This window comes from Halegenticoccus soli (assembly GCF_002844195.1).
Taxonomy (GTDB): Archaea; Halobacteriota; Halobacteria; order Halobacteriales; family Haloferacaceae; genus Halegenticoccus; species Halegenticoccus soli.
Window position 1 is genome coordinate 415,065 of the sequence record NZ_PEND01000005.1, and the last position, 18,905, is coordinate 433,969.

The following is an 18,905-nucleotide window of genomic DNA, read 5'->3' on the forward strand; positions in this document are numbered from 1 at the left end:
TGGCGAGTCGTCATCACTGGCTGCGACCATCAGTCATCACCCGTCCCGGTGCCGACATCGGCGCTGTCGGCCTCAATGCTACCCATGTCGGGCGTGGCCTGTTCACCACGGGCGGACTGGACCTTGCCCAGCGCGACGGCGCAGATGTAGATTCCCACGGCGACGAGGACGATGACCCCACCGGCCGTGGCGCCGCCGTAGTAAGCGACGGCGATGCCCAGCAACACTGCGAGTTCCGCGAGGACGACCGAGACAACAAGCGATTCGGAGAAACTTCGGGACACCTGGGTCGCGCCCGCTACTGGAACCACGAGCATCGCCGCGACGAGGATGACACCCATGATCTGCATCGCGCCGACGACGACCATCGCCGTCAGCATCACCATCACCCGGTTGTACCAGTTGACGGAGATGCCGGAAACAGCGGCCGCGGTCTCGTCGAAGGTTACGTACAGGAGCTGGTTGCGCGTCACGGCCACCGTCCCGACGATGACGGCGAACAGCGCCAAGAGGATAGCTGCGCTTTGGGGCGACACCGTGGAGAGGTTGCCGAAGAGGAACTGGTTGACGCCGACGGCGAGCCCACCCGCGTTGAGGCTGATGAGCGTCGTCCCCAGCGCAAACCCAGTCGACAGGACAATCGCCATTGAGACGTCGTTATAGGCGTCCGTGACCTCGGAGATGAGTTCGATGAACAGCGCGGCGATCATCGCCACGACGACGGCGGTGAGGTACGGTGATACCCCGAGGTCGATGACGGCGTTCAGGAACAGGCCGACGGCCACCCCGGCGAACGCGGTATGGGCCAGCGCGTCTCCGATGAGCGCGAGCTGTCGGTGGACGAGGAACGTCCCGATGAGCGGCGCCATCACGCCGACGCAGAGCCCGACGAGGATCGCCCGGTGCATGAACCGGTAGCGCGGGTTCAGCATCTCCAGGCCTGTGAAGTAGTACACCCAGTCCATCAGCCAGTACCACTGCTCCAAGAACCACAGGAGGACGCCGAAGACGAGGTCGCCTAGCCCGCTCTGCAGCGGGAGGACGAGCGACAGGTCCACGGTGGCGAGGACACTCGCCATGAGCGTGGCCGCCACGCCCGCGCTCATCCGTCCACCCCCGTGAGAAACCGTGCCTCGGTTCCAAACGCCCGGGCCAGCGCGTCGCTTTCGACGAACTCGTCGGTCGGACCGTCGAAGTAGACCTCGCGGTTCAGGCAGACGACGCGGTCGGCGTGCTCGACGACCGCCCCGAGGTCGTGCTCGATGAGGAGGACGGTGATGCCCTCGGCGTTGAGCGCCGCCAGCAGATCGTAGAAGGCGTCGACCGACTCGGCGTCGACGCCGACGGTCGGTTCATCCAGCACAAGCAGGTCGGCCTCGCTCGCCAGCGCCCGCGCGATGAACGCGCGTTGGCGTTGGCCACCCGAGAGCTGCGTGACGCGCCGGTCGGCGAACGCACTCATCCCGACGGTCGCGAGCGCGTCGTCGACAATGGCCCAGTCCTCGCTCGACAGGCGGCCAAACCCGACGTGCGGGAACCGACCCATCTTCACCACCTCGCGGACGGTGATAGGCATCTCCTTTGCGGCGCTGGCCTGCTGGGCGACGTAGCCGACCCGCTCGCCGTCGTCGAAGCGGTCAGCGCGCTCGCCGAATAGGTGGGCCGTGCCCGTGTCAGGCTCAAGCAGACCCAACATCAGCTGCATCAATGTCGACTTCCCGGAGCCGTTCGGCCCCACGATGGCGACGTACTCACCCGGGTCGATTGTCAGCGAGACGTCCTCGACCACGGGTGTCGCTGTGTAGCCGAAGGTGAGGTCTGAGATGTCAATGACCGTCTCGTTCGCTGTGGCGTCCGAATCCATCGCGGTGGTTGTCTGCTCGTCTGTGCCGGCCGCGCTCCCGGAATCGGCGTCTTGCGTGCTCATATCGGTTCAAAGTTCCGCCACTGCTCTAGCCAGTCCTCCGACGGGGCTGCGTCTTCGGGTGTCTTGTTGCCGAGGACGATCTCGAACGTGGGCATGTTGATGTTGTAAGCGATCTCCTCGTAGCCCCAGTTCTCCTCGACCCACTCCTTACGGACGCCCGCATACGGCGTCACGGGGAAGTACGCCTCCACAGCTGTCTCGCGGACGAGCTGCTGAGCCGGGCGTTGGGACTCAAAGACACCGTTGGCAATGTACTGGATGTCGTTCTCGCGGATAACCCTCTCCGCCTCGTGGATGTCCGCGGGCTTGACGTCGCCGCTTGCCGCGAGGTTCGTTACTAGCGGCCGCATCCGCACGCCGTATCGTACACCGATGTACTGGAAGGCGTTGTGTGCGGCCAGTTGAACGATGTCGCGCTCGGCTCGGTCGAAGATAGTCTGGTAATCCGAGTCAATACGGTCGAGCACCTCAGACCTGTACGTCTTGGCGTTCTCACGGAAGGTGTCTGCGTGTTCTGGGACGATTTGGGCGAACCCGTCAGCGATGTTGTCGACGGACTGCTTTGCGCGCCGGGGATCGAGCCAGAAGTGCGGGTCCTTTCCGCGCTGAGCGCCGACGCCCTCCTCCTCGCGATCGAGGGACGCGGCGAGGTCCACCAGGTCGATGCCCTTTCGGACGTTGATTAGTGCCGTCTCTACGTCGTCGCCTTTGATTGTTTGGATGGCGCGGTCGGCCCAGGGCTGGAAGTCCTCCCCGACGTGGATGAACGCGTCCGCCTCAATGATGCGCTGGGTGATACTGGCGTTGGGCTCCCAACCGTGGCCGTGCAGCCCCGTCGGGACGAGGTTCTCCACCGTCAACGGGGTCCCGTCGGCGATCTGCCGGCCGAAGTCGAAGAAGCTGAAGAACGAGGCCACGGCGACCGGCCCGTCGCTTCCGTCGTCACTGTCACTCCCAACCTCTACCGGTGCGCTCGGCAGCGCCGTGCACCCGGCCAACCCCGCCAGCACCGCCGCACCGCCTGCACGTAGCGCGTCCCGTCGTGTCACCGCTCGTTCGTAATGTATTTTTGTTGTCATGATTGATGATCAAAACCCTCAATTAGCCTTGTCTAATTCTCAATTTGCTACACCCACATGTATAGGTTGTGATTCCCGAAACAGTGGTGGGCGGGGTGAACGACCGCCAGGGGGATGGGTGCTGTCTTGTCCGCGCGGCTAAACGCTGCTCCACAACCAGCGACGACGATAGGCCCGTGGGGGACTATCGCTTCCGGACTTCTCGGCGGTGGTCTGGCTACCTAGTTCGGTGGCTATGCCGGGTAGACAGCAGAGGTGAGTGGCTCTCCTATCCTCTGGAGGGCGTGTAAAATCGTGTTCGTGCTCTTTTTGGTTTTCTCTAGATTTGTGAGGTAAGGCCCTTCGCCAGCAAGAGTTCTGCGTGTGGGTGTGAGACCGAAATCGAGGCTAGGATATTCGGGAGAATATGCTACAGCTGTATCCAGGCGTAACATTATTGCTGCTACCGCTCACTATCGCTGCTAGAGATTGATCATGAATTCTTACACATCGCAGGACGAGCCGTCATTCGACGAGGTTGCAAAGCGTCTTGGTCAACACCGGCGGAGGGTCCTTGAGGTATTTACCAACACAGAAGCGAGAGATGCTCAGCTCGATACGTCGTTGCTACGCAAGCAGGGCGAGGTTCCGACTGGGAGCATCAGACACCATTTAGAAACGCTCGAAGACTGGGGATTGCTCCGTGACACGGGAGAACGGTCGTTCAATCCTACCGGAGGATCACGAGCCCGAGTCTGGGCACTCACTGACCGTGGACGGGAGTTCATCGATACACATCTTGACCGACAGGATCAGACGGATATCCCAGGGGAAATCGATGACCTAACGAGACGCGTCGAAGAGCTTGAAGCGGAAAACAAGCAGCTGAAATCGGTCCTCGCGAAACTCGCGGTTCACGTCGGAATACTCGACGAAGACGAAATCAGCGATTTTTTCCTCTGAGAAGATGCTTGAGATCGTTCCTCAGTCCATCCCCTGCAGCTGCATCAGGCTCGCTGTGTCCAGGTGATTCAGCGGACATGTGCGACTTCGCTTGTCCGACAGCCGACAGGGGAACAGTTAGCCCGTCGTGATAGAGTTCGAGTGGCCCACCATCCTCTGGGACGATAACGACGTGCCAGTCAGCTCCAGGACGAGGAGCAAAGTCAAATTCCAGTTCGGGGATGACCGGTTTCCGTATCGTCCGCAGGTCATCATCGGCAGCGTCACCCACAGCAGCATACTTCGTCGTGTTCAGGAAGATATCGAGCGGATCGTCAAAGCGAGCATGCTCCGTTCCGTCATCATCGCGGAGAACGTACGCTCCAGTATCGTCTTCCCGAACCCAGACACTTTCTCGACTTCCCTCACGGTAGGCGGTCTGACCGTCGACGCGGAGGGTTCGTGACGAGTGATACAAGCGAGTCTCACCGTCGACAGGATAGTCAGAACGGGCGAAAGAAGGGTCAGTCGCCAGAGTATCCCAGATGTCGGCGGCCACCTCACGACGGCACAGGAACACGCACTTTTTCTCTTGGTTGATAGCGTCAGCCAGGTTCAGTATCGTCTGGCCTTTTTTCGACGTTCCGGTCGACTTCTCGGCTTCAATATATGCTTCTCGTCCGCCGGTCAATTGATAGGCGAGCGGATGCTGCTCGGCAAAGTTGGCGAGCGCGTCACGTGTGTCGACGGCATCAGCATCGTCAGGAATGTCAAGCAACGGAGTGGGATCGATAACGGCATCAGGCTGTGAGCCAGCGGTGGCATCCTGGGCAACAATCTGGACGTCGAGCCCTATCTGAGTGAGCTCGGGATATGCATCTCGCAGGAGTTGGGCATGCAACGCATCGCCCGATGCGCGCCCTTGACCAACGTCGAAAATGTCGACCTTCATCACCCTCCTCGAATACAAAGCCGACCTGTACGGCTGTCACGTCGTTCAAGTCGAAGCCGCTGGAACAACCAAAGAGTGTGCTTCGTGTGGTGTGGAAACGCCGAAGCCCATCTGGGTTCGAGAACACTCGTGCCCGTCGTGTGGGTTTGAGTGTGACCGTGACGCGAACGCTTCGTTGAACGTCCTCAAACGAGGATTCGAAGAACTAGGGCTGGGATGGCCCGAATCAACGCCCGTGGAGACTGTGACCGCTACGGACACCGCTGATTTCCAGCGTGTGTCTGCAAGTCACGTCGTAGAAACGGGAAGCCTCGGGGCTTGACCCCGAGGCGATTCACTCGTTTAATGAGGCGGTTCGGGCGACTATCACCAGCTATCTGCCTACCGGCAAGACACTCTCAAAACCCCATTATCACCCCGCCAACCACGATGGCGTCGAGTACACGCGGAAATTGATGTTCATCCGAGGGCTACGAATTGCGGCACAGCACGGCACCTTCAACGATGTCCTCCCGGTCAGGCCGTGGGATAGAAGCGAGCCGAAGTATCGACTTGGGCTCGATGAGTCCGCGTTCTGTGAAGCGGAGACGATTACCAACGCTGGACAATATTTGCGGTTCACGAGTGAACAACGACGGAAGCGACCCCTCGAATACGTAGGCGACTTCCACGAGACGTGCTTGAACCGATTCTATAGCGATTGCCTCGGGTGGCTAAACCAGCGATGAATATCTGCGACTACGTATACATTGAGCCACTGTCTTCCATCAATGCGATCTGAGGGAGCTCTTAGTTCTTGGAAGAGGAATCAACTTCAGTAATAAGTACCTCGTAGACGTTCCGCGTCCTCTCATTCTGATAGAGGTACGCTCCTTGGAGATCGATGCCTTCGTTCACCGCCTCCTCGCAGAGCTGGGAAAGTCGCTGTTCGAAGTCAAACTCTGCATCTTGTTCAGTTTCCTGTGGAGATGGTGTTTCCGAGTGGGAGTTATCTTCATTCATAGGAACCTCAAGGTGAAAGCCCACGACTTCAGTCGTTGGAAGAACCCGACATGGCCTTTCGGAAGCGACACAGCGTCTCTCTGGCCGGTTTCGCTATCCTTTTCGTTCATGCTATCATGTTTATTGGTAGTGCAAGGAGTCCAAAATGGACGCTTTGTACGGGTCTCCGTAGGTAGGCCCCGAACAGCGGGACGATGACGTGGCCGCTCCGAGTGGGCGTGACCCACCGCGAAGCCGCCGAGAACACGCTGAATTAACGCGGTGTGAGCTAGCCCATCGCGTTCCACCGAGGAACGAGACAGTGCCTCTCCATGGGCCAGTGCCTTGCCGGACAAACCCCCCGGCGAGAGTACGACGAACGGAAGAGAACAATTCCGTCCGTCCGAACGCTGTGCGTGCAACCCGCCTATGACGGCGGACGGAGTGTGGGCCGAAACCCCTTGCGGGGGAAAGCCCATGACTTCAGTCATGGGTAACTTACTGTTCGTCCATTCCGTCTTCGTCCGGTGAATTATGGGGCAAATTTTCACTTCTCACTCTTGGTGAAAACGCATTTGTTCCTTTGAAAGATTGGTAACTGAGACAGATAAAAGCGGCAAAGACGAGCGATGCCCATTGAACAGTTGTGAAGGTGGAAAGTGCGGCCAGTTGCAGTGCTGAGCCACCAATACCGATAAGTCCCCCACCGCTGAGAAGACACACCAGCCAGAAGGGGGGACTAGAAGAGCGCGGTGTGTGAGCGGGTAGATTGTGAGTTGCTTCTCTCTTCAGCACTTCCTTGGAGAGGTCGGAAAGCGACATCTCTCCGTCGTGTTCGGCAAGTGCGAGAATAATTGCCTGTGAGCGAGCATCAGTGATGATACCAACTGAGTCAGCTCCGGGTGAGGGAGTTAGTGAACTACCCCGACCTACTCCCTTGCGCCGAAGGCGCTCGGTCCTTGAGGTCGGAGTTTCCTGGTTCTGCGACAGGACGTGCACCCGTCGCACGGACGAGCGTAGCGGTCCGAGTCTCCGCAGGCGTTTCCCTCGTGGGCCGGTTCGGAGTGAACCACTCCTCCCGATTCGACACGCCGACCACACCAACCGATGCACGCTTCTTGTCGCGTTTGAACACCAGTGGAACAGTGGTGAGTGTCTTACTACCCGCTTCAACCGCGCAGGGAGTAACGATACCGCAGACAGTGAACGTGAACTGTGCGGGCACTGTCTCCCTTCCCTGCTCGCGCCTTCCCTTCGGTTGGCGCTCGCTGAGGAAGGGGGCGTAGCGCCCTCGATTAAAGCTAACCGCGAGTGCATTTCATCGAATAAAAGGGGACGGGAGGTGAGTATCGTCTGGTTCTATTGTGAACTCGTTATTCGGGGGAGGAACCTTAGGTTGGTTGGGGTTCTCCGGCGATTGTGTGTTTGATCAGCTGGGCGTAACCACGTTGGAGACGTTTCGAAATCGCGCGCTGGGAGACCCCAAAGTGCTCAGCGAGATCACGCTGGGTGATCGTTTTCGGATCGGTGTAGTACCCTCTCTTGTAGGCTTCGAGGAGCGTTTCAAATTGTGTCTCGGTCAGTCGATATTGGTCTGCGAGTTGGGCCTCCGGCTTCGTATGAAGATACTTCAGCTCAATCGAGACCTTATGATCAGCACAGTACGTTTGGAACTCACGGAGCTGAGTGTGTGTCGTAAACCGCAGATCAACAGTCCAGCCCGTTTCTGTTCCGATCGCGCCGAGAATCACCGCTCCAGTGGCGGATACTCCATGAATGAATCCGTCGGTTGGGTTGGCCCATGAAACACGATACAGTGCGCCGTCTTCGACTGTATCGAGTAGCGCCAATGAGGAGAGTTCATCCACACTGTCGAGACTTGCTTCAAATTGGGCGGGGCTCTCGTTATTCCACACCCAAAAGAAGGGGATGAATCCATTTTCGCTGGGGACGACTTGTTCGAGTTCGATGCGAATGTCAGGAAGCTCCTCTAGAGCACGCCCAAGCGGGAATCCATGGACAGGAAGCGTAAATTCCGTACTAATCGTCATCAGGTATACACAGGCGCTAGTCACTCCTGAGGTTGTCGCCGTGCGAATCAGCGATTGAGGTGGAGGGTACGTCTGTACGTACTTGAGGGACGTTCGGAGAGTATCTCAGGAGCAATGTGGTTGGCTCCAGTGAGGCGGTGTTCGCGCCTTTGACATCCACCCACGACTCAAGTCGTGGGATGAATCGCCGTCGTCGTCTCCTTTCAGTGCGCAGCGAAGGCTTAGGTACTCTCCGCGCGGTTCTCTGGTCATCCGACGCGGCACGTCCGCGCCCAAACCGGGACAATCGGACAAACTCGGACCTCCCGACCAAGGCTCGAAGTACCCCTTCGGGATACCTCACGTCGGGTACCGACGCTAAATACCCAGGTACCTCCGAATCCGGTCACACTCGGTCGTATCCTGCCGGAAACGGTGGGGGCGTCCGGTTTGAGGAGAGGAGTAACGGCCGGTTGGCCCGGCCAGCACCTCGTCGGTGTGCGAACCGTACCCATCCCAACTCAACGGGCCGTCGCTCGTGGGAATCCCGCGACTGTAGTCGTGGGAGGAGGTCAATCTTCGTGATCAATAGAGAGAGCAAGTGTATCATCGAGGATAGCTCTGACCGCGCGCCGCAGTCGTTCAGAGACGGCCTGGCCTGAAATCCCGAGGTCGGCTGCAAGCTCTTGTTGACTTACCGCACGTGGGACGTCGAAATACCCACGGGTATAGGCGGTGACCAGCGCGTCGTATTGGCCATCAGTGAGGTTCGCGGTGACGTCTTCACCGCCGTGCTCTGTATAGATCGCGCTAAAATCTGCCTGGATCCCGTGCTCGTGGAGTTTTGTCGCGACGGTTGAGATGGCGTCTCTATCGACTGCGCGGAGCCAAAACTGCCAACCGGCTGCAGTGACCGTCCCTCGTTTCAGAACGGTATCGTGATCATAGAAGAGAATCCGAAAGAGCGATCGTAGCTCCTCGTGTTCTGATTCAACCCGGTAGAGTCGAGACGAGCCCTCCGTCGTCAATGTAGCAATCTCCTGGATGAGTGGCTTCTCGCGCGCCTGTGCTTCAAAGCGCTCGAAGTCGTCCCCTGAGGCCCAGACAAGGAGTTGAATCGTCTTCTCGCCAACGAACGGGAATTGTCCTGGCTCGATCCGCAACTCCATGTCTGGAACCGCGGCAAGCGACTCTTGGAGAAACGGAACCTGAAGGGTGAACTTTGCGGTGATCACGGGCCGTCAGCTCGGAGTAGCTGTGGACAGTTGCACGCGGTTCTTTGTGGCATCTCTCTGTCCATGGGTCTCATGGTAAGGAGACCCATGCCGGCCATGGGAAAGCGTTCCCGGTGAAAGTCTTTTCGGAGACACACCTCAACACGACGATGTGGAGGCACTCAAGACTCAATGGGGAGGCGAGACTGTACTTAGGTCGCAGAGACACAGGCATTCTCTCAGGAAGGAAACGGAGTTCCGTGAGTGAGGATCCTGTGCGAGACACCTGCGTGTGCGGAGAGATTGCCTCCTACAGGTGCTAAATACCCTCGTAACGCTCCCTGGGGAGAGCGTTGTCCGGTCTCAGACCAGCAATTAAGGGCACTCAACCAGCCCTCAGAAGTGGTGACGACGATGGATCTGCTTGACCTTGACCCAACTGAAGCGGTGAGGCACTGTCAGAGTGTGGCGCCAACACGGTCCACCAGATTGAGCTCACGCTTGAACAGACCTCCGAGAGGGACGACGTCAGTCCTGAGAACACTCTGGTGTGTTGTTCACTCACTTAAGTAGCTCAGAGGAAAACACGGTCACTACTGGCGCTTCCTCCGAGAGCTACTAGTGGATCTTGTCGGTGTCCGTCCCGACGTGGACGGAAACACCAGTATCGCTTGCTTGCTACAGAGATGAGAGCACCTCACAACGATGCTCGAAGTGCGGGTTCACGGCGAAGGCGAACCGCTCTGGCACCGAGTTCTGTTGCCAGAAGTGCGGCTACGCGGTGAACGCAGACTACAACGGAGCGAAGAACATCGGGCTACGATACGCCCGTCAGCAGTACCACAGACTCCGTTCGGGGCAGAAGTCCCTGGGCGGAGACGCACCAGTAGACGTGCGTGTGAATCGTGGGACGATGACCGACGACGGACCGCAGGCCTTAGCCTCGGACTGATCGCCGGGAGTCCACATGAAAGCCCCTCCCTCCGGGAGCGAGACCCGTATGGGTCGAGCGAGCAGGGAGGGGTAGTTTACCGTACTCCGCTTTGGACATTCCCCGCATCTGCTTTAGATCGTTCGTGTACTCATTGATGTATTGAAGCTTGTCAACGACAATCTCCTCATCGACCATCTAGACGTCACCACGAGCTAGCCGATCGATAAATTCTCGCCGTTCTTCTTCTCGTTCGCTCGCGCTTGCGTCATACTCGACCTCAACGTCCTGTTTGTAGGTGTCTACGTCCTTCTGGTCACCAACGAGACGAACACCATCTCGGAGCACAGTACGCGCAACATGAGTTGGCAGCGACTCGATGTCGCTCACGTCGACGAATCCATCTGCGTATGCCTGTAGGTCCGCGTCAATACGGTTGCGCCGGCGGAACCGTTCAGCTTCGGACAGCTCGTCTGGGAACCGAAGTGCGATATCGACGTCCGATGACTCGTCTGCTGTTCCATTTGCATGTGACCCAAACAGTACTGCGAAGATGACCTCGGTTTGAGCGAGGTACTCTCTGATCTCTTCGAGGTCGATTGTTTCGACAGAGGAGTCATCCGGTTTGGGCATGGTAGTACTTCACGTTCCTACTTAATATATCTCCGTAGGTTCCCTGCCAATCGTTACGGCCCGCCCCGCTCGCCGTTGCCGCCCTCCGCGTCGCTCACGGCTCCCCTTCGGCCACCGTTCGCTTCGATGCACTCCCTTCGGTCGCGCCTCGTTTCGCTCGCAATATTGATACTCCTCTTCTCCAAACTCTCTAAACAGACCGCTAGGGAGCTTCAGCCGCTTCCACATTCGGTTCGTCGAATTCGAGTGCCTCTCTAACGGCTTCGGGAAGCGTCGGTCGTGGTGCGTTCTCGTGGCGCTGCACCCGCTCGGATTTTTTCGTCTCCTCGTAGACCGCGCGCGCAATCGGAACGCCCCGCAGGAAGTTATGCTCGTAGAGAATCTCAACCCCGCGCTCGGTCGGTCCCCAGAACTTTGACGGGAGGTCTCGCGTCGACACGTTGGGTTCGTGCACGTAGACGTCAAGGATTCTTGCCTCTTGGAGTGTCTCGAGCTGGTCGAGGATGGCTGCCTCGTTCTTCGGAATCATGTAGTCGAGCTCGGCCAACGACGCGAGGTGTGCTGGGTGACCGAGGATCAACTGCAAGATGAGATGGCGCGTCTCCTGGGAGAGCAGCTCACGCATTCGCTGCTGCTCGGCGAAGGGATCCTCGAACCCTTCCGGTGCCGTGTCGCTCATACTGTAGAGTAGTGGGCTCGACTGCATAACGGTTTGGGTTGAACAAGTCAATAGAATCGCCGAAACACTGAGTCAGTTAGAAACGCCTTTTACCCAGCCAGTGCAGTTCCTGCGTATGAGTTCTCCATCCGTTCCCCCAAATTCGAGCGAGATCATGAAGGCTGTGCAGCAGGCTCTACGCGGGCTCGACGTCGGGTCGACGGAGGCCGTGCGAATCCTCTCGTGGGCAAACAGTGAGACGCCGGCAATCTACGACCGTGATCAAACCGCATATCTCGTCCTCGGGAGCTATCGTGATCCGTATCTCCGCCGAGTACGGGCGGTCAGTGATCGGTTGAACCGCCGATACGGAACATATGCCTTCCTCATCGGAGACCTCTCGGACATTGAGCTTCCCCGACTTCCGGAGTTCCGCGTGAAGTTCCATATCACGGCGACACTCTGTGATTACGTGGCTGCCGTATTCGAGCAAGACGCGGGTGGGGAGATCAACGAACTCGGCAAACTGGGCGAAACCGAGTACTTCGAAAAGGCGTACGCCCTCCCGCGTGCCTACCAGGGGGAAACGGAAGATCACCTCACTGACGAACGTGATGTAGTCGCTGCGGCTGCGCAGATCAGAGCTGCCACCGACATCGATGACAAGACGAAGACTGCAGAACTCGAGGCGCTCGTCGAACGAGCAAACCAAGCTGGGATCGACATCTCGGTCGGTGCGGTGAGGACCACACTTGAGGAACACGATATCGAGGTTCCGTCGTACAGCTGGGTGCATCTGAATGACTTCCGTCTCTTCGAACTCCATGGGCGATGTTATCCCTGGACGACTGAGGAAGAGTTACTCGACGCTACAGATGATCTTCCAGGGTCACCGAGACCAGGGTGGGAACAACGGTAAATCATATTGGCGGAATCCCAGACTTTGGGAATCCGCCACATACTCTTCGGCTGCCGACCCCTCTCATTGCTAGAGAGACCCATTCAGAGTGAGTGGACGTAGGTACTGAACTCCAGCATTCATGAGTGAACTACTCCGACCTACCGCACTCGGGCCTACCCGGCCCTCGCTTGTTGAGGTCGGAGCTTCCTGTTTCTGTGTCGAAACTTGCACCCGACGTGGGCACAGCGGTTCCAGACTCCACAGGCGACTTCCCTTTACGGGTGGTTCGGAGTGTCCCACTCCTACCAAATGGACACTCGGCCACACCCGACGGTTCGCGCTTCTTGTCACGCTTGAACACCGTCGGAGACGTGGTGAGCATCGTACTACCTGCTTCGACCGCGCGGGGAGTAAAGATGCCGTAGACAGTGAAAGTAACCCGTACGGGCGCTGTCTCCCCTCCCTGCTCGCGGCTTCGCCGCTCGCTGAGGAAGGGGGCTTAGCACCCTCGATTACAGCTAAAACGCAACTCGATATCGAAGACGGCCGCACAGATGACGGGCAGTCGGCCACCGAATCTCAGTCGCTCTCATCGTGTCCGGAGTGCGACGGGCAGATTGTGCATGACGATGAGCACGGAAAAACGACCTGCGAAGAGTGCGGCTTGGTCGTCTACGAGGATTCCATCGACTGGGGGCCGGAGTGGCGGGCGTTCAATACTGGCGAAAAAGACGAGAAAAGCCGCGTCGGCGCGCCAACCACACAACTCATGCACGATAAGGGGCTCAGTACGACGATTAGCTGGCAAGATAAGGATGCGTACGGCCAATCGGTAGCTGGCCGGAAGCGAGCTCGCCTCCAGCGCCTTCGCACGTGGGACGAACGGTTCCGGACGAAAGACGCCCACGAGCGAAATCTCAAACAGGCACTCGGCGAGATCAGTCGGATGGCATCCGCTCTCGATGTCCCGGACCCAGTCCGAGAGACGGCAGGAGTGATCTATCGACGTGCAGTCGAGGAAGATCTTCTACCGGAACGGTCCATTGAAGGCATGGCAACAGCCGCACTGTACGCCGCAGCCAGACAACACGGGACACCCCGACAGTTGGCTGAATTCGCTGAGGTTAGTCGTGTCGCAGAAATCCGGATTCAGCGGGCCTATTGGTATGTCTCCAGAGAACTTGGACTGGAGATCAAACCAGCGGATCCGCTGGAATACGTTCCCCAGTTCGCGTCAGCACTCGATGTGAGCGACGAGGCCGTGCGCCAGGCGCGCGATCTCCTCACCACGGCAAAGGCAGAGGGCGCCCATAGTGGGAAAAGTCCCGCCGGTCTCGCCGCGGCGGCACTCTACGCGGCGACGCACCTCACGAACGAACAGCTGACACAGGAGACGGTGAGCAACGCGGCCCACGTAAGCCGGGTCACGATTCGGAATCGCTACCAGGAACTGCTGGAGGTCTACGCATAGAGCGGAGGCTATGCGTGATGACCGAGTACGCAGAATCGCGTCACGAGAAGGGAGCGACCGCTGGCTGAGCAACGGATGTGATGAGTGAAATTGGTCGCGAACTCGACCGGGAAGTCCTTGCCATACTCGGCGCGGAGTCGCCGCTCCATGTCATGGATATCGCCCGCACTGCAGATTGCCATCCGATCACGGTCGACCAAACGTGTGCCCAACTCTATGAGCATGGCCAGATCCATCCAGTCGGTCGAGGCCTCTACGAGATTACTGACGACGGAAAACGGCGGATTGGAGACAGCTCCGAGTTGTAATCCCTGTGGGACGACAGCGTTCGCAGACTGATTCCACTCCTCGCCTGGTGAATCGTAATCGGATAGCATATCCCGAGTACCTGCCAAAATCAGACAATGGTGCGTGATTCAGCGTTATCTGAGGACTCTCCATCGCTGCAGGCTGTCCTTGATGCGCTGGACGACGCCGACTGTCGGGCTATCCTCCGTGAAACAGCTGAACCCATGACTGCAACTGAACTCATCGAGACCTGTGACATCCCCAAATCAACGGTGTACCGAAAACTCGAACTCCTCAGCGACGCCTCGCTCGTCCGCGAGCAGGACACGATCAACCCCGGCGGGGGTCGAACCACGAAATACGAACGCGACTTCGACGATGTGCTGATCTCCATGGACGAGGATAACGACTTCTCAGTGACCGTCGAGCGGCCGCCACGGAATGCCGACGAACGGCTTGCGGACATCTGGTCGAAGATGGGGGACGAACTATGATCTGGATAGAAACAGCCATCGTCGTCGTCAAGACGGTGATTCTACTCCTCGGAAGCGGAATCACCTATATCGCGTTTAGAGCCTATTGGAACACCGGAACACCATCGCTTCGCGTTCTCGGCATCGGGTTCGGTGTCATCACGTTCGGCGTGCTGCTCGCAGGCATCGCCCATCAAATTCTCTCCGTCACCTTGGAGATGGGCATCCTGATCAATAGCATCCTCGTGGCAATTGGCCTAGCGATCGTATTGTACTCGCTCTACCTCGAACGTTGATGAGGATCACAACCAGAACCCCACTCCCTCTGGGGAGGTTAAACTCCATTCCCTCTCGTGAACAGACTGGATGCGAATACATTCGGAATCCAAGTGCAAGAATCGGTAGTCAGGAGTACCACCACTTCGTTCGCTGGGCTCACGAAGACCACGCTGCGCGCCTCGTTACACTCGGTGCTAACGGGGTCGGAGGACGTTCACGGCGCAAAGTGCTGTGTGCTTGGGAGAGCAACGCTCTCCCAGTGACCGAGACGGCCTCGCCCAGTTTGAGTCCACCAGGATGTCGACTGATTCGCTGAGCGTCGAACTCGGATGGACGGGCGCTTCTCAACGGCCCGCCCCGCTCGCCGCGTGCCGCCTTCCGGTGAGCAAAGCTCACCGACGTCCCGCTCACTTCGTTCGCGGGACCTCCGCGTCGCTCGCGACCGACCATTCCGGGCATGCGGCGCCCTCGCGTTGCTCGGTCGCCGTTCCGGGCTAAAGTGCATGTGCCCTCGCGCCAGCACCAAGCGCGGTGCTAGATGCGTCTCCTCACTCGGGCGCGAGCGAGCGCGCGCAGATGGGTCTGTCGGTCGGTGTCGTCGGAAAACCGCAATGGTGGAGCATCGCGGTGTCGGGCGCGTGAGCGCCTTCAACGGTACTGGTGAGTACCAATGTCAAGTAAGAACGTTACCACTGATGTAGTTTCGGTCGATGAACAGGCATTCGAGAAACACGAGGACGCGGCGGTCGACGAGGACGGTTTCGAGGTCGTCGACGAGACGCCGAAGTTCAAGGCAACGGTGCAGATGGAAGTGCAGGCAAAGGTCGATACGAACCACCCAGACGGGATGGTCGACACCAATGACGAGCGGATCTACGGTGCGACCCTCGAACAGGAAGAGCGCATTCGGGCGCGAGAGGCTGAGCTAGAGCGCATCAGTGCCCAGGCCGAACTAGGAACGCAAGACGGTCGGGAGAAGCGGACGCGAGACATCGCGTCGAAGCGGAGCGCTGAGCGGCGTGTAGCGTTCCAGAAGCGGGCGGCGAGCGTGGACCCGTGGGCGGACCCGGAGCGAGACGATCCTCGTGCAGAACTCACCCAAGAGCAGTTGGTGGCGGTGAACACACAGTCGATGCGGCTGGCCGAAAAGCTGGATGGCTGGTCGCGAGCGGCGATTGGCCGGCGGCTGGGTGAAGCCGTGGTCGATGGGAAAGACCTGATGAGTGCGGTCGTCGGAGTATTTGAGGAGTTGCAGACGGCGCCGGGGCAGGTGGTCCCTATCGGAAAGCTCGAAGACGTCAATCGCAAAGAGGTGAGCATCGAAGGGACTGTGGTGCAACTCTGGGAGCCGTCAAGTCCGAGCATTGCTCAGGTCGGTCTCATCGAAGATGAGCGCGGGCGCACGAAGTTCACAAGCTGGAAAGCATCGGAGGCCCCGTGGATCGAAGAGAGCGAACGAGTTCGGATTCACGGAGCGGCGAAGAACTGGTACAACGGGCGCGTCTCGGTGGCTCTCACCGGCTGGAGCACAGTCCATTTCCCAGAGCGCGGTCGGGGGTGTGAATAGCCGGGGGACACCCTTTTTGCTGGTGTGTACGCGAGCACCGCCACTACGATCACTTCCACGATCCGGGTGCTGACGCACCGGCCGTTCGCACACTAACCGAGATTGCGAGGGCAGAGACGAGGGTTCACCTTACTCGAGGCGTTTGAGATCGCCTTTGCGTTCGGCGTGCATGATCCCAACGGTGAACAACCGGATCTTGTCGAGTAACTCGTCTTCAGTTTTATACGTCTCGACGTAGAGGTCCCACCGAACCTTCGAGGATCGGATCATCGCGCTTGTTACGTTGGCTTCGTGAATGAAGAAGAGACGATCGCCGTGTGTCTCGGCGAGTGCTTCGAGGATACTTCCCGCCTCTTCGCCCACACCGAAATTATGGCCCAGGTACGGGACGATAAACACCGTCGCGTTACTGCATCGTGCAAACTCGATGCTCTGCGTGACTGCATCGATATCATCCGTGTCCACGTCGACGTCAAGGGCGAGGAAGGCGTTCACACCAGGGTCCATTCGGAGGCCACCCTGGATACGCCGAAGGAGCGCCTGTGCGTCGGTGATGGCGTCTTTCTCCTGGAAGAGGCGTCGCAACGGCCCCGGGAGGTCGTCGATCTCGATTCCGGCGCGTTCGTCCTCGTTGAGGACGTAGTTGAGGTTGAACGACTTATACGGTCCCATCACATACACGAGAAAACGTGGGTAGGTCACTCGTCCTAATCGCTGGACGATGAGGTCCCGAGTGATCCGGTCGGTCATACGCGAAGCAACGGATGCACCATATATAAATAAGGGCGTTTTTTGTAAATGCTGGCTTGGGAACACCTAAGTTAAGCGCCCTCGTAGTAAGAGATAGTATGGCGACGAATTCGAAGCACGCAGGCGGTGAGGATCTCCCGGAGGACCCTGCGGATTTACTGCCCGAGAACAGCGCTCTCTCACTCGAAGACTACCTCGCGATGCACGCCGCGATTGGAAACCGAACGCGATACGAGATCGTCTACCGCCTCGTCCACTCCGGAGATATGAGCCCGACCGAACTCGTCAAGGCGATCGACATCGACGACAGCACGCTCCACTACCACCTCAACAAACTCGTCGACGTCGGCCTTATCGCGAAACGCCAACGCACTGAACGCGGCCAGGACGGCCTCTATACATATTACCGGGCCACTATATTCGGTAAAACCGTTCTCTCGGAGGGTGTCGACGAACTCATCCGCGGAGAACACGAGTTCGAAGAGATGTATAGCAGTTCGACAGACCAGTAGCCACGGCTAGTTCTCGGACACTCTCGCCCATATTCACGAATTCTTTATATTTTCTACACTATTAATATAGTATTCAATAGCTATTAATTCCTATATGAAGGTCGCAAGTGGATCGATTCGAGACCGGGGACGCTGGCTAGTCGCGCCCTCACCTCGGTATCGGCGATCCTCGTGGTCCAGTGAAGGGTGACACCGGCCGTGATGACCGTTGCCGAAAGCTGCGGCTCGATACCCTGTAACTCGTCAATCGTTACATCAGCGACACCCTTGGCTCGCGAGAGACGCTTCCCGGCGTCAGTAACCAGATCACTGTCCGTCCGACATGGAATACGGATCGTGACGACAGCGGTCGTGATCGATTCGGGGTCGTTGTCACTGATGGTTGCCATGGTGTCACCTCTCTCGAGGAGCGCCGCACGGGCTGTCAGATCCACGAGCGACGCTCTGAGTGCGCGAGGGACGACTCGAACGCCCGTTTCGGTCGTGGCACGACCGGGCGGGGAGTAAAGATGCCGTAGACAGTGAAAGTAAACCGTACGGGCGCTGTATCCCCTCCCTGCTCGCGGCTTCGCCGCTCGCTGAGGAAGGGGGCTTAGCGCCCTCGATTACAGCTAAAAGATAGTGCGAGCGCATACCCGCGTCTTGAGGCGCAGGAGGATGTCAAACATAGTTCTGGCGCTGTTGAAACCCTCAGAACGTGACAGGAATAGCGAGCTAAAGACAATGCGCGTATCTTGCAGGCCGTAATCCTCCAAATCTGTCGGAAACTACACCCGTCTAGGTAACGTAGGGTGGTGATTACCTACTGATTCTTGATATGAACGGACGGACCGGCAGTCAGCACCAGGCGCTGCGGCCCGGGCTGCGACTGCCTTACTCGGCCTCTGGGAACTCCACCAGCCGAGCCAGGTTCTCCAGGCTCATGCCCCAACCCGTGGCGGCATCCTCTTCGGGGATCGGTTTGGGGATGCCCTCCTGGCGAACGGTCACCTTGGTACCACCCTCAACCTCATCGAGGGTGATGGTCACGGTCATCTCGCTCTGCATCTCGGGCGCATCGGTCTCGAATTTGTCTGTCTGGACGATGCGCTCGTGGGGCACCAGCTCCACGTACTCGCCACCGAAGCTGTGGCTTTCCTTGGTCTCCAGTGCCGTGAACGTCCCGCGGTACGTTCCGCCGACCTTGGGATCGACATGGTCGTACCTAGCGGTGTAGCCTGCCGGCGGCGAGAACTTCGCCAACGCGTCAGCGTCCAAGAACGCCTTGTAGATACGCTCGGCGGGTGCTTTGATCACACGGCTTACCTCGATGGTTCCGGTTTCTTCTGACATTCCAGT

General features: G+C 58.5%; 20 protein-coding genes and 2 pseudogenes. 9 read left to right on the top strand and 13 right to left on the bottom strand.

The genetic code is table 11. The annotated features are described in order from the left end of the window. Positions 1 to 29: 29 nt before the first annotated feature. From CNO20_RS15745 to CNO20_RS15755, 3 genes are read right to left on the bottom strand one after another with little or no spacing between them, the layout of a single operon-like run. Positions 30 to 1,106 carry a metal ABC transporter permease gene (locus CNO20_RS15745; RefSeq protein WP_101297075.1) on the bottom strand — a complete coding sequence of 359 codons (1,077 nt, stop codon included), beginning with the start codon at positions 1,104 to 1,106 and terminating at the stop codon, positions 30 to 32. Then, positions 1,103 to 1,927 carry a metal ABC transporter ATP-binding protein gene (locus CNO20_RS15750; RefSeq protein WP_101297076.1) on the bottom strand — a complete coding sequence of 275 codons (825 nt, stop codon included), beginning with the start codon at positions 1,925 to 1,927 and terminating at the stop codon, positions 1,103 to 1,105. The genes CNO20_RS15745 and CNO20_RS15750 overlap by 4 nt, the downstream gene beginning before the upstream one ends. Next, entirely contained in the window at positions 1,924 to 2,976 is a 1,053-nt protein-coding gene (locus CNO20_RS15755) for a metal ABC transporter substrate-binding protein (RefSeq protein WP_101297077.1), read from the bottom strand. The genes CNO20_RS15750 and CNO20_RS15755 overlap by 4 nt, the downstream gene beginning before the upstream one ends. A gap of 504 nt (positions 2,977 to 3,480) precedes the next feature. On the opposite strand from CNO20_RS15755, the gene CNO20_RS15760 reads away from it, so the two are divergent. Further along, on the top strand, positions 3,481 to 3,948 hold the full coding sequence (locus CNO20_RS15760) for a coiled-coil domain-containing protein (protein ID WP_101297078.1): 468 nt from the start codon (positions 3,481 to 3,483) through the stop codon (positions 3,946 to 3,948). Here the strand turns inward: CNO20_RS15760 and CNO20_RS22705 are convergent. Continuing rightward, positions 3,929 to 4,879: a hypothetical protein gene (locus CNO20_RS22705; protein WP_143423265.1), complete on the bottom strand. Its 951-nt coding sequence runs from the start codon at positions 4,877 to 4,879 to the stop codon at positions 3,929 to 3,931. The genes CNO20_RS15760 and CNO20_RS22705 overlap by 20 nt on opposite strands. Between CNO20_RS22705 and CNO20_RS15775 the strand changes: the two are divergent. Then, positions 4,875 to 5,201 (top strand): annotated as a pseudogene (locus tag CNO20_RS15775) (zinc ribbon domain-containing protein); the annotation flags it as partial. The gene CNO20_RS22705 and the pseudogene CNO20_RS15775 sit on opposite strands and share 5 nt — an antisense overlap. 467 nt (positions 5,202 to 5,668) lie before the next feature. On the opposite strand, the gene CNO20_RS22710 reads toward CNO20_RS15775, so the two are convergent. From CNO20_RS22710 to CNO20_RS15785, 4 genes are all read right to left on the bottom strand, one after another. Continuing rightward, positions 5,669 to 5,881: a hypothetical protein gene (locus CNO20_RS22710; protein ID WP_143423267.1), complete on the bottom strand. Its 213-nt coding sequence runs from the start codon at positions 5,879 to 5,881 to the stop codon at positions 5,669 to 5,671. A 477-nt stretch (positions 5,882 to 6,358) separates the two neighbouring features. Further along, positions 6,359 to 6,682 carry a hypothetical protein gene (locus CNO20_RS22715; protein ID WP_143423269.1) on the bottom strand — a complete coding sequence of 108 codons (324 nt, stop codon included), beginning with the start codon at positions 6,680 to 6,682 and terminating at the stop codon, positions 6,359 to 6,361. Between the two features lie 569 nt (positions 6,683 to 7,251). Next, positions 7,252 to 7,911: a helix-turn-helix domain-containing protein gene (locus CNO20_RS15780; protein WP_101297081.1), complete on the bottom strand. Its 660-nt coding sequence runs from the start codon at positions 7,909 to 7,911 to the stop codon at positions 7,252 to 7,254. A 551-nt stretch (positions 7,912 to 8,462) separates the two neighbouring features. After that, positions 8,463 to 9,125, bottom strand: coding sequence for a helix-turn-helix domain-containing protein (locus CNO20_RS15785; RefSeq protein WP_101297082.1), 663 nt, complete (start codon positions 9,123 to 9,125; stop codon positions 8,463 to 8,465). Between the two features lie 634 nt (positions 9,126 to 9,759). Here CNO20_RS15785 and CNO20_RS15790 point away from each other — a divergent pair. After that, a pseudogene (locus CNO20_RS15790) lies at positions 9,760 to 10,056 on the top strand (zinc ribbon domain-containing protein); the annotation flags it as partial. Between the two features lie 177 nt (positions 10,057 to 10,233). Here the strand turns inward: CNO20_RS15790 and mntA are convergent. Then, positions 10,234 to 10,668, bottom strand: a complete 435-nt coding sequence (gene mntA / locus CNO20_RS15800; RefSeq protein WP_101297083.1) for a type VII toxin-antitoxin system MntA family adenylyltransferase antitoxin — start codon at positions 10,666 to 10,668, stop codon at positions 10,234 to 10,236. Between the two features lie 202 nt (positions 10,669 to 10,870). Further along, the gene (locus CNO20_RS15805; protein WP_101297174.1) at positions 10,871 to 11,347 is read right to left on the bottom strand and encodes a hypothetical protein; all 477 of its coding nucleotides are present in this window, start codon (positions 11,345 to 11,347) and stop codon (positions 10,871 to 10,873) included. A gap of 115 nt (positions 11,348 to 11,462) precedes the next feature. Between CNO20_RS15805 and CNO20_RS15810 the strand changes: the two genes are divergently transcribed. From CNO20_RS15810 to CNO20_RS15835, 5 genes are all read left to right on the top strand, one after another. Continuing rightward, complete coding sequence (locus CNO20_RS15810) at positions 11,463 to 12,245, top strand: DUF8170 family protein (RefSeq protein ID WP_199174871.1); 783 nt, start codon at positions 11,463 to 11,465, stop codon at positions 12,243 to 12,245. Positions 12,246 to 12,762: 517 nt separating this feature from the next. Next, positions 12,763 to 13,698 (top strand): transcription initiation factor IIB, encoded by a 936-nt coding sequence (locus CNO20_RS15815; RefSeq protein ID WP_101297175.1) that lies wholly within the window; start codon positions 12,763 to 12,765, stop codon positions 13,696 to 13,698. 404 nt (positions 13,699 to 14,102) lie between these two features. Further along, positions 14,103 to 14,480, top strand: coding sequence for a winged helix-turn-helix domain-containing protein (locus CNO20_RS15825; protein ID WP_101297086.1), 378 nt, complete (start codon positions 14,103 to 14,105; stop codon positions 14,478 to 14,480). Further along, the gene (locus CNO20_RS15830; protein ID WP_101297087.1) at positions 14,477 to 14,755 is read left to right on the top strand and encodes a DUF7521 family protein; all 279 of its coding nucleotides are present in this window, start codon (positions 14,477 to 14,479) and stop codon (positions 14,753 to 14,755) included. The genes CNO20_RS15825 and CNO20_RS15830 overlap by 4 nt, the downstream gene beginning before the upstream one ends. A gap of 653 nt (positions 14,756 to 15,408) precedes the next feature. Next, positions 15,409 to 16,305 carry a DNA-binding protein gene (locus CNO20_RS15835; RefSeq protein ID WP_101297088.1) on the top strand — a complete coding sequence of 299 codons (897 nt, stop codon included), beginning with the start codon at positions 15,409 to 15,411 and terminating at the stop codon, positions 16,303 to 16,305. A gap of 129 nt (positions 16,306 to 16,434) precedes the next feature. On the opposite strand, the gene CNO20_RS15840 is transcribed toward CNO20_RS15835, so the two are convergent. After that, positions 16,435 to 17,055: a DUF7509 family protein gene (locus CNO20_RS15840; RefSeq protein ID WP_101297089.1), complete on the bottom strand. Its 621-nt coding sequence runs from the start codon at positions 17,053 to 17,055 to the stop codon at positions 16,435 to 16,437. Positions 17,056 to 17,153: 98 nt separating this feature from the next. On the opposite strand from CNO20_RS15840, the gene CNO20_RS15845 reads away from it, so the two are divergent. Further along, positions 17,154 to 17,567, top strand: a complete 414-nt coding sequence (locus CNO20_RS15845) for an ArsR/SmtB family transcription factor (RefSeq protein WP_101297090.1) — start codon at positions 17,154 to 17,156, stop codon at positions 17,565 to 17,567. A gap of 83 nt (positions 17,568 to 17,650) precedes the next feature. Here the strand turns inward: CNO20_RS15845 and CNO20_RS15850 are convergent, their stop codons facing one another. Next, positions 17,651 to 17,956 (bottom strand): hypothetical protein, encoded by a 306-nt coding sequence (locus CNO20_RS15850; RefSeq protein WP_143423271.1) that lies wholly within the window; start codon positions 17,954 to 17,956, stop codon positions 17,651 to 17,653. 484 nt (positions 17,957 to 18,440) lie between these two features. Beyond that, positions 18,441 to 18,899 carry an SRPBCC domain-containing protein gene (locus tag CNO20_RS15855; protein ID WP_101297092.1) on the bottom strand — a complete coding sequence of 153 codons (459 nt, stop codon included), beginning with the start codon at positions 18,897 to 18,899 and terminating at the stop codon, positions 18,441 to 18,443. Positions 18,900 to 18,905: the final 6 nt, after the last annotated feature.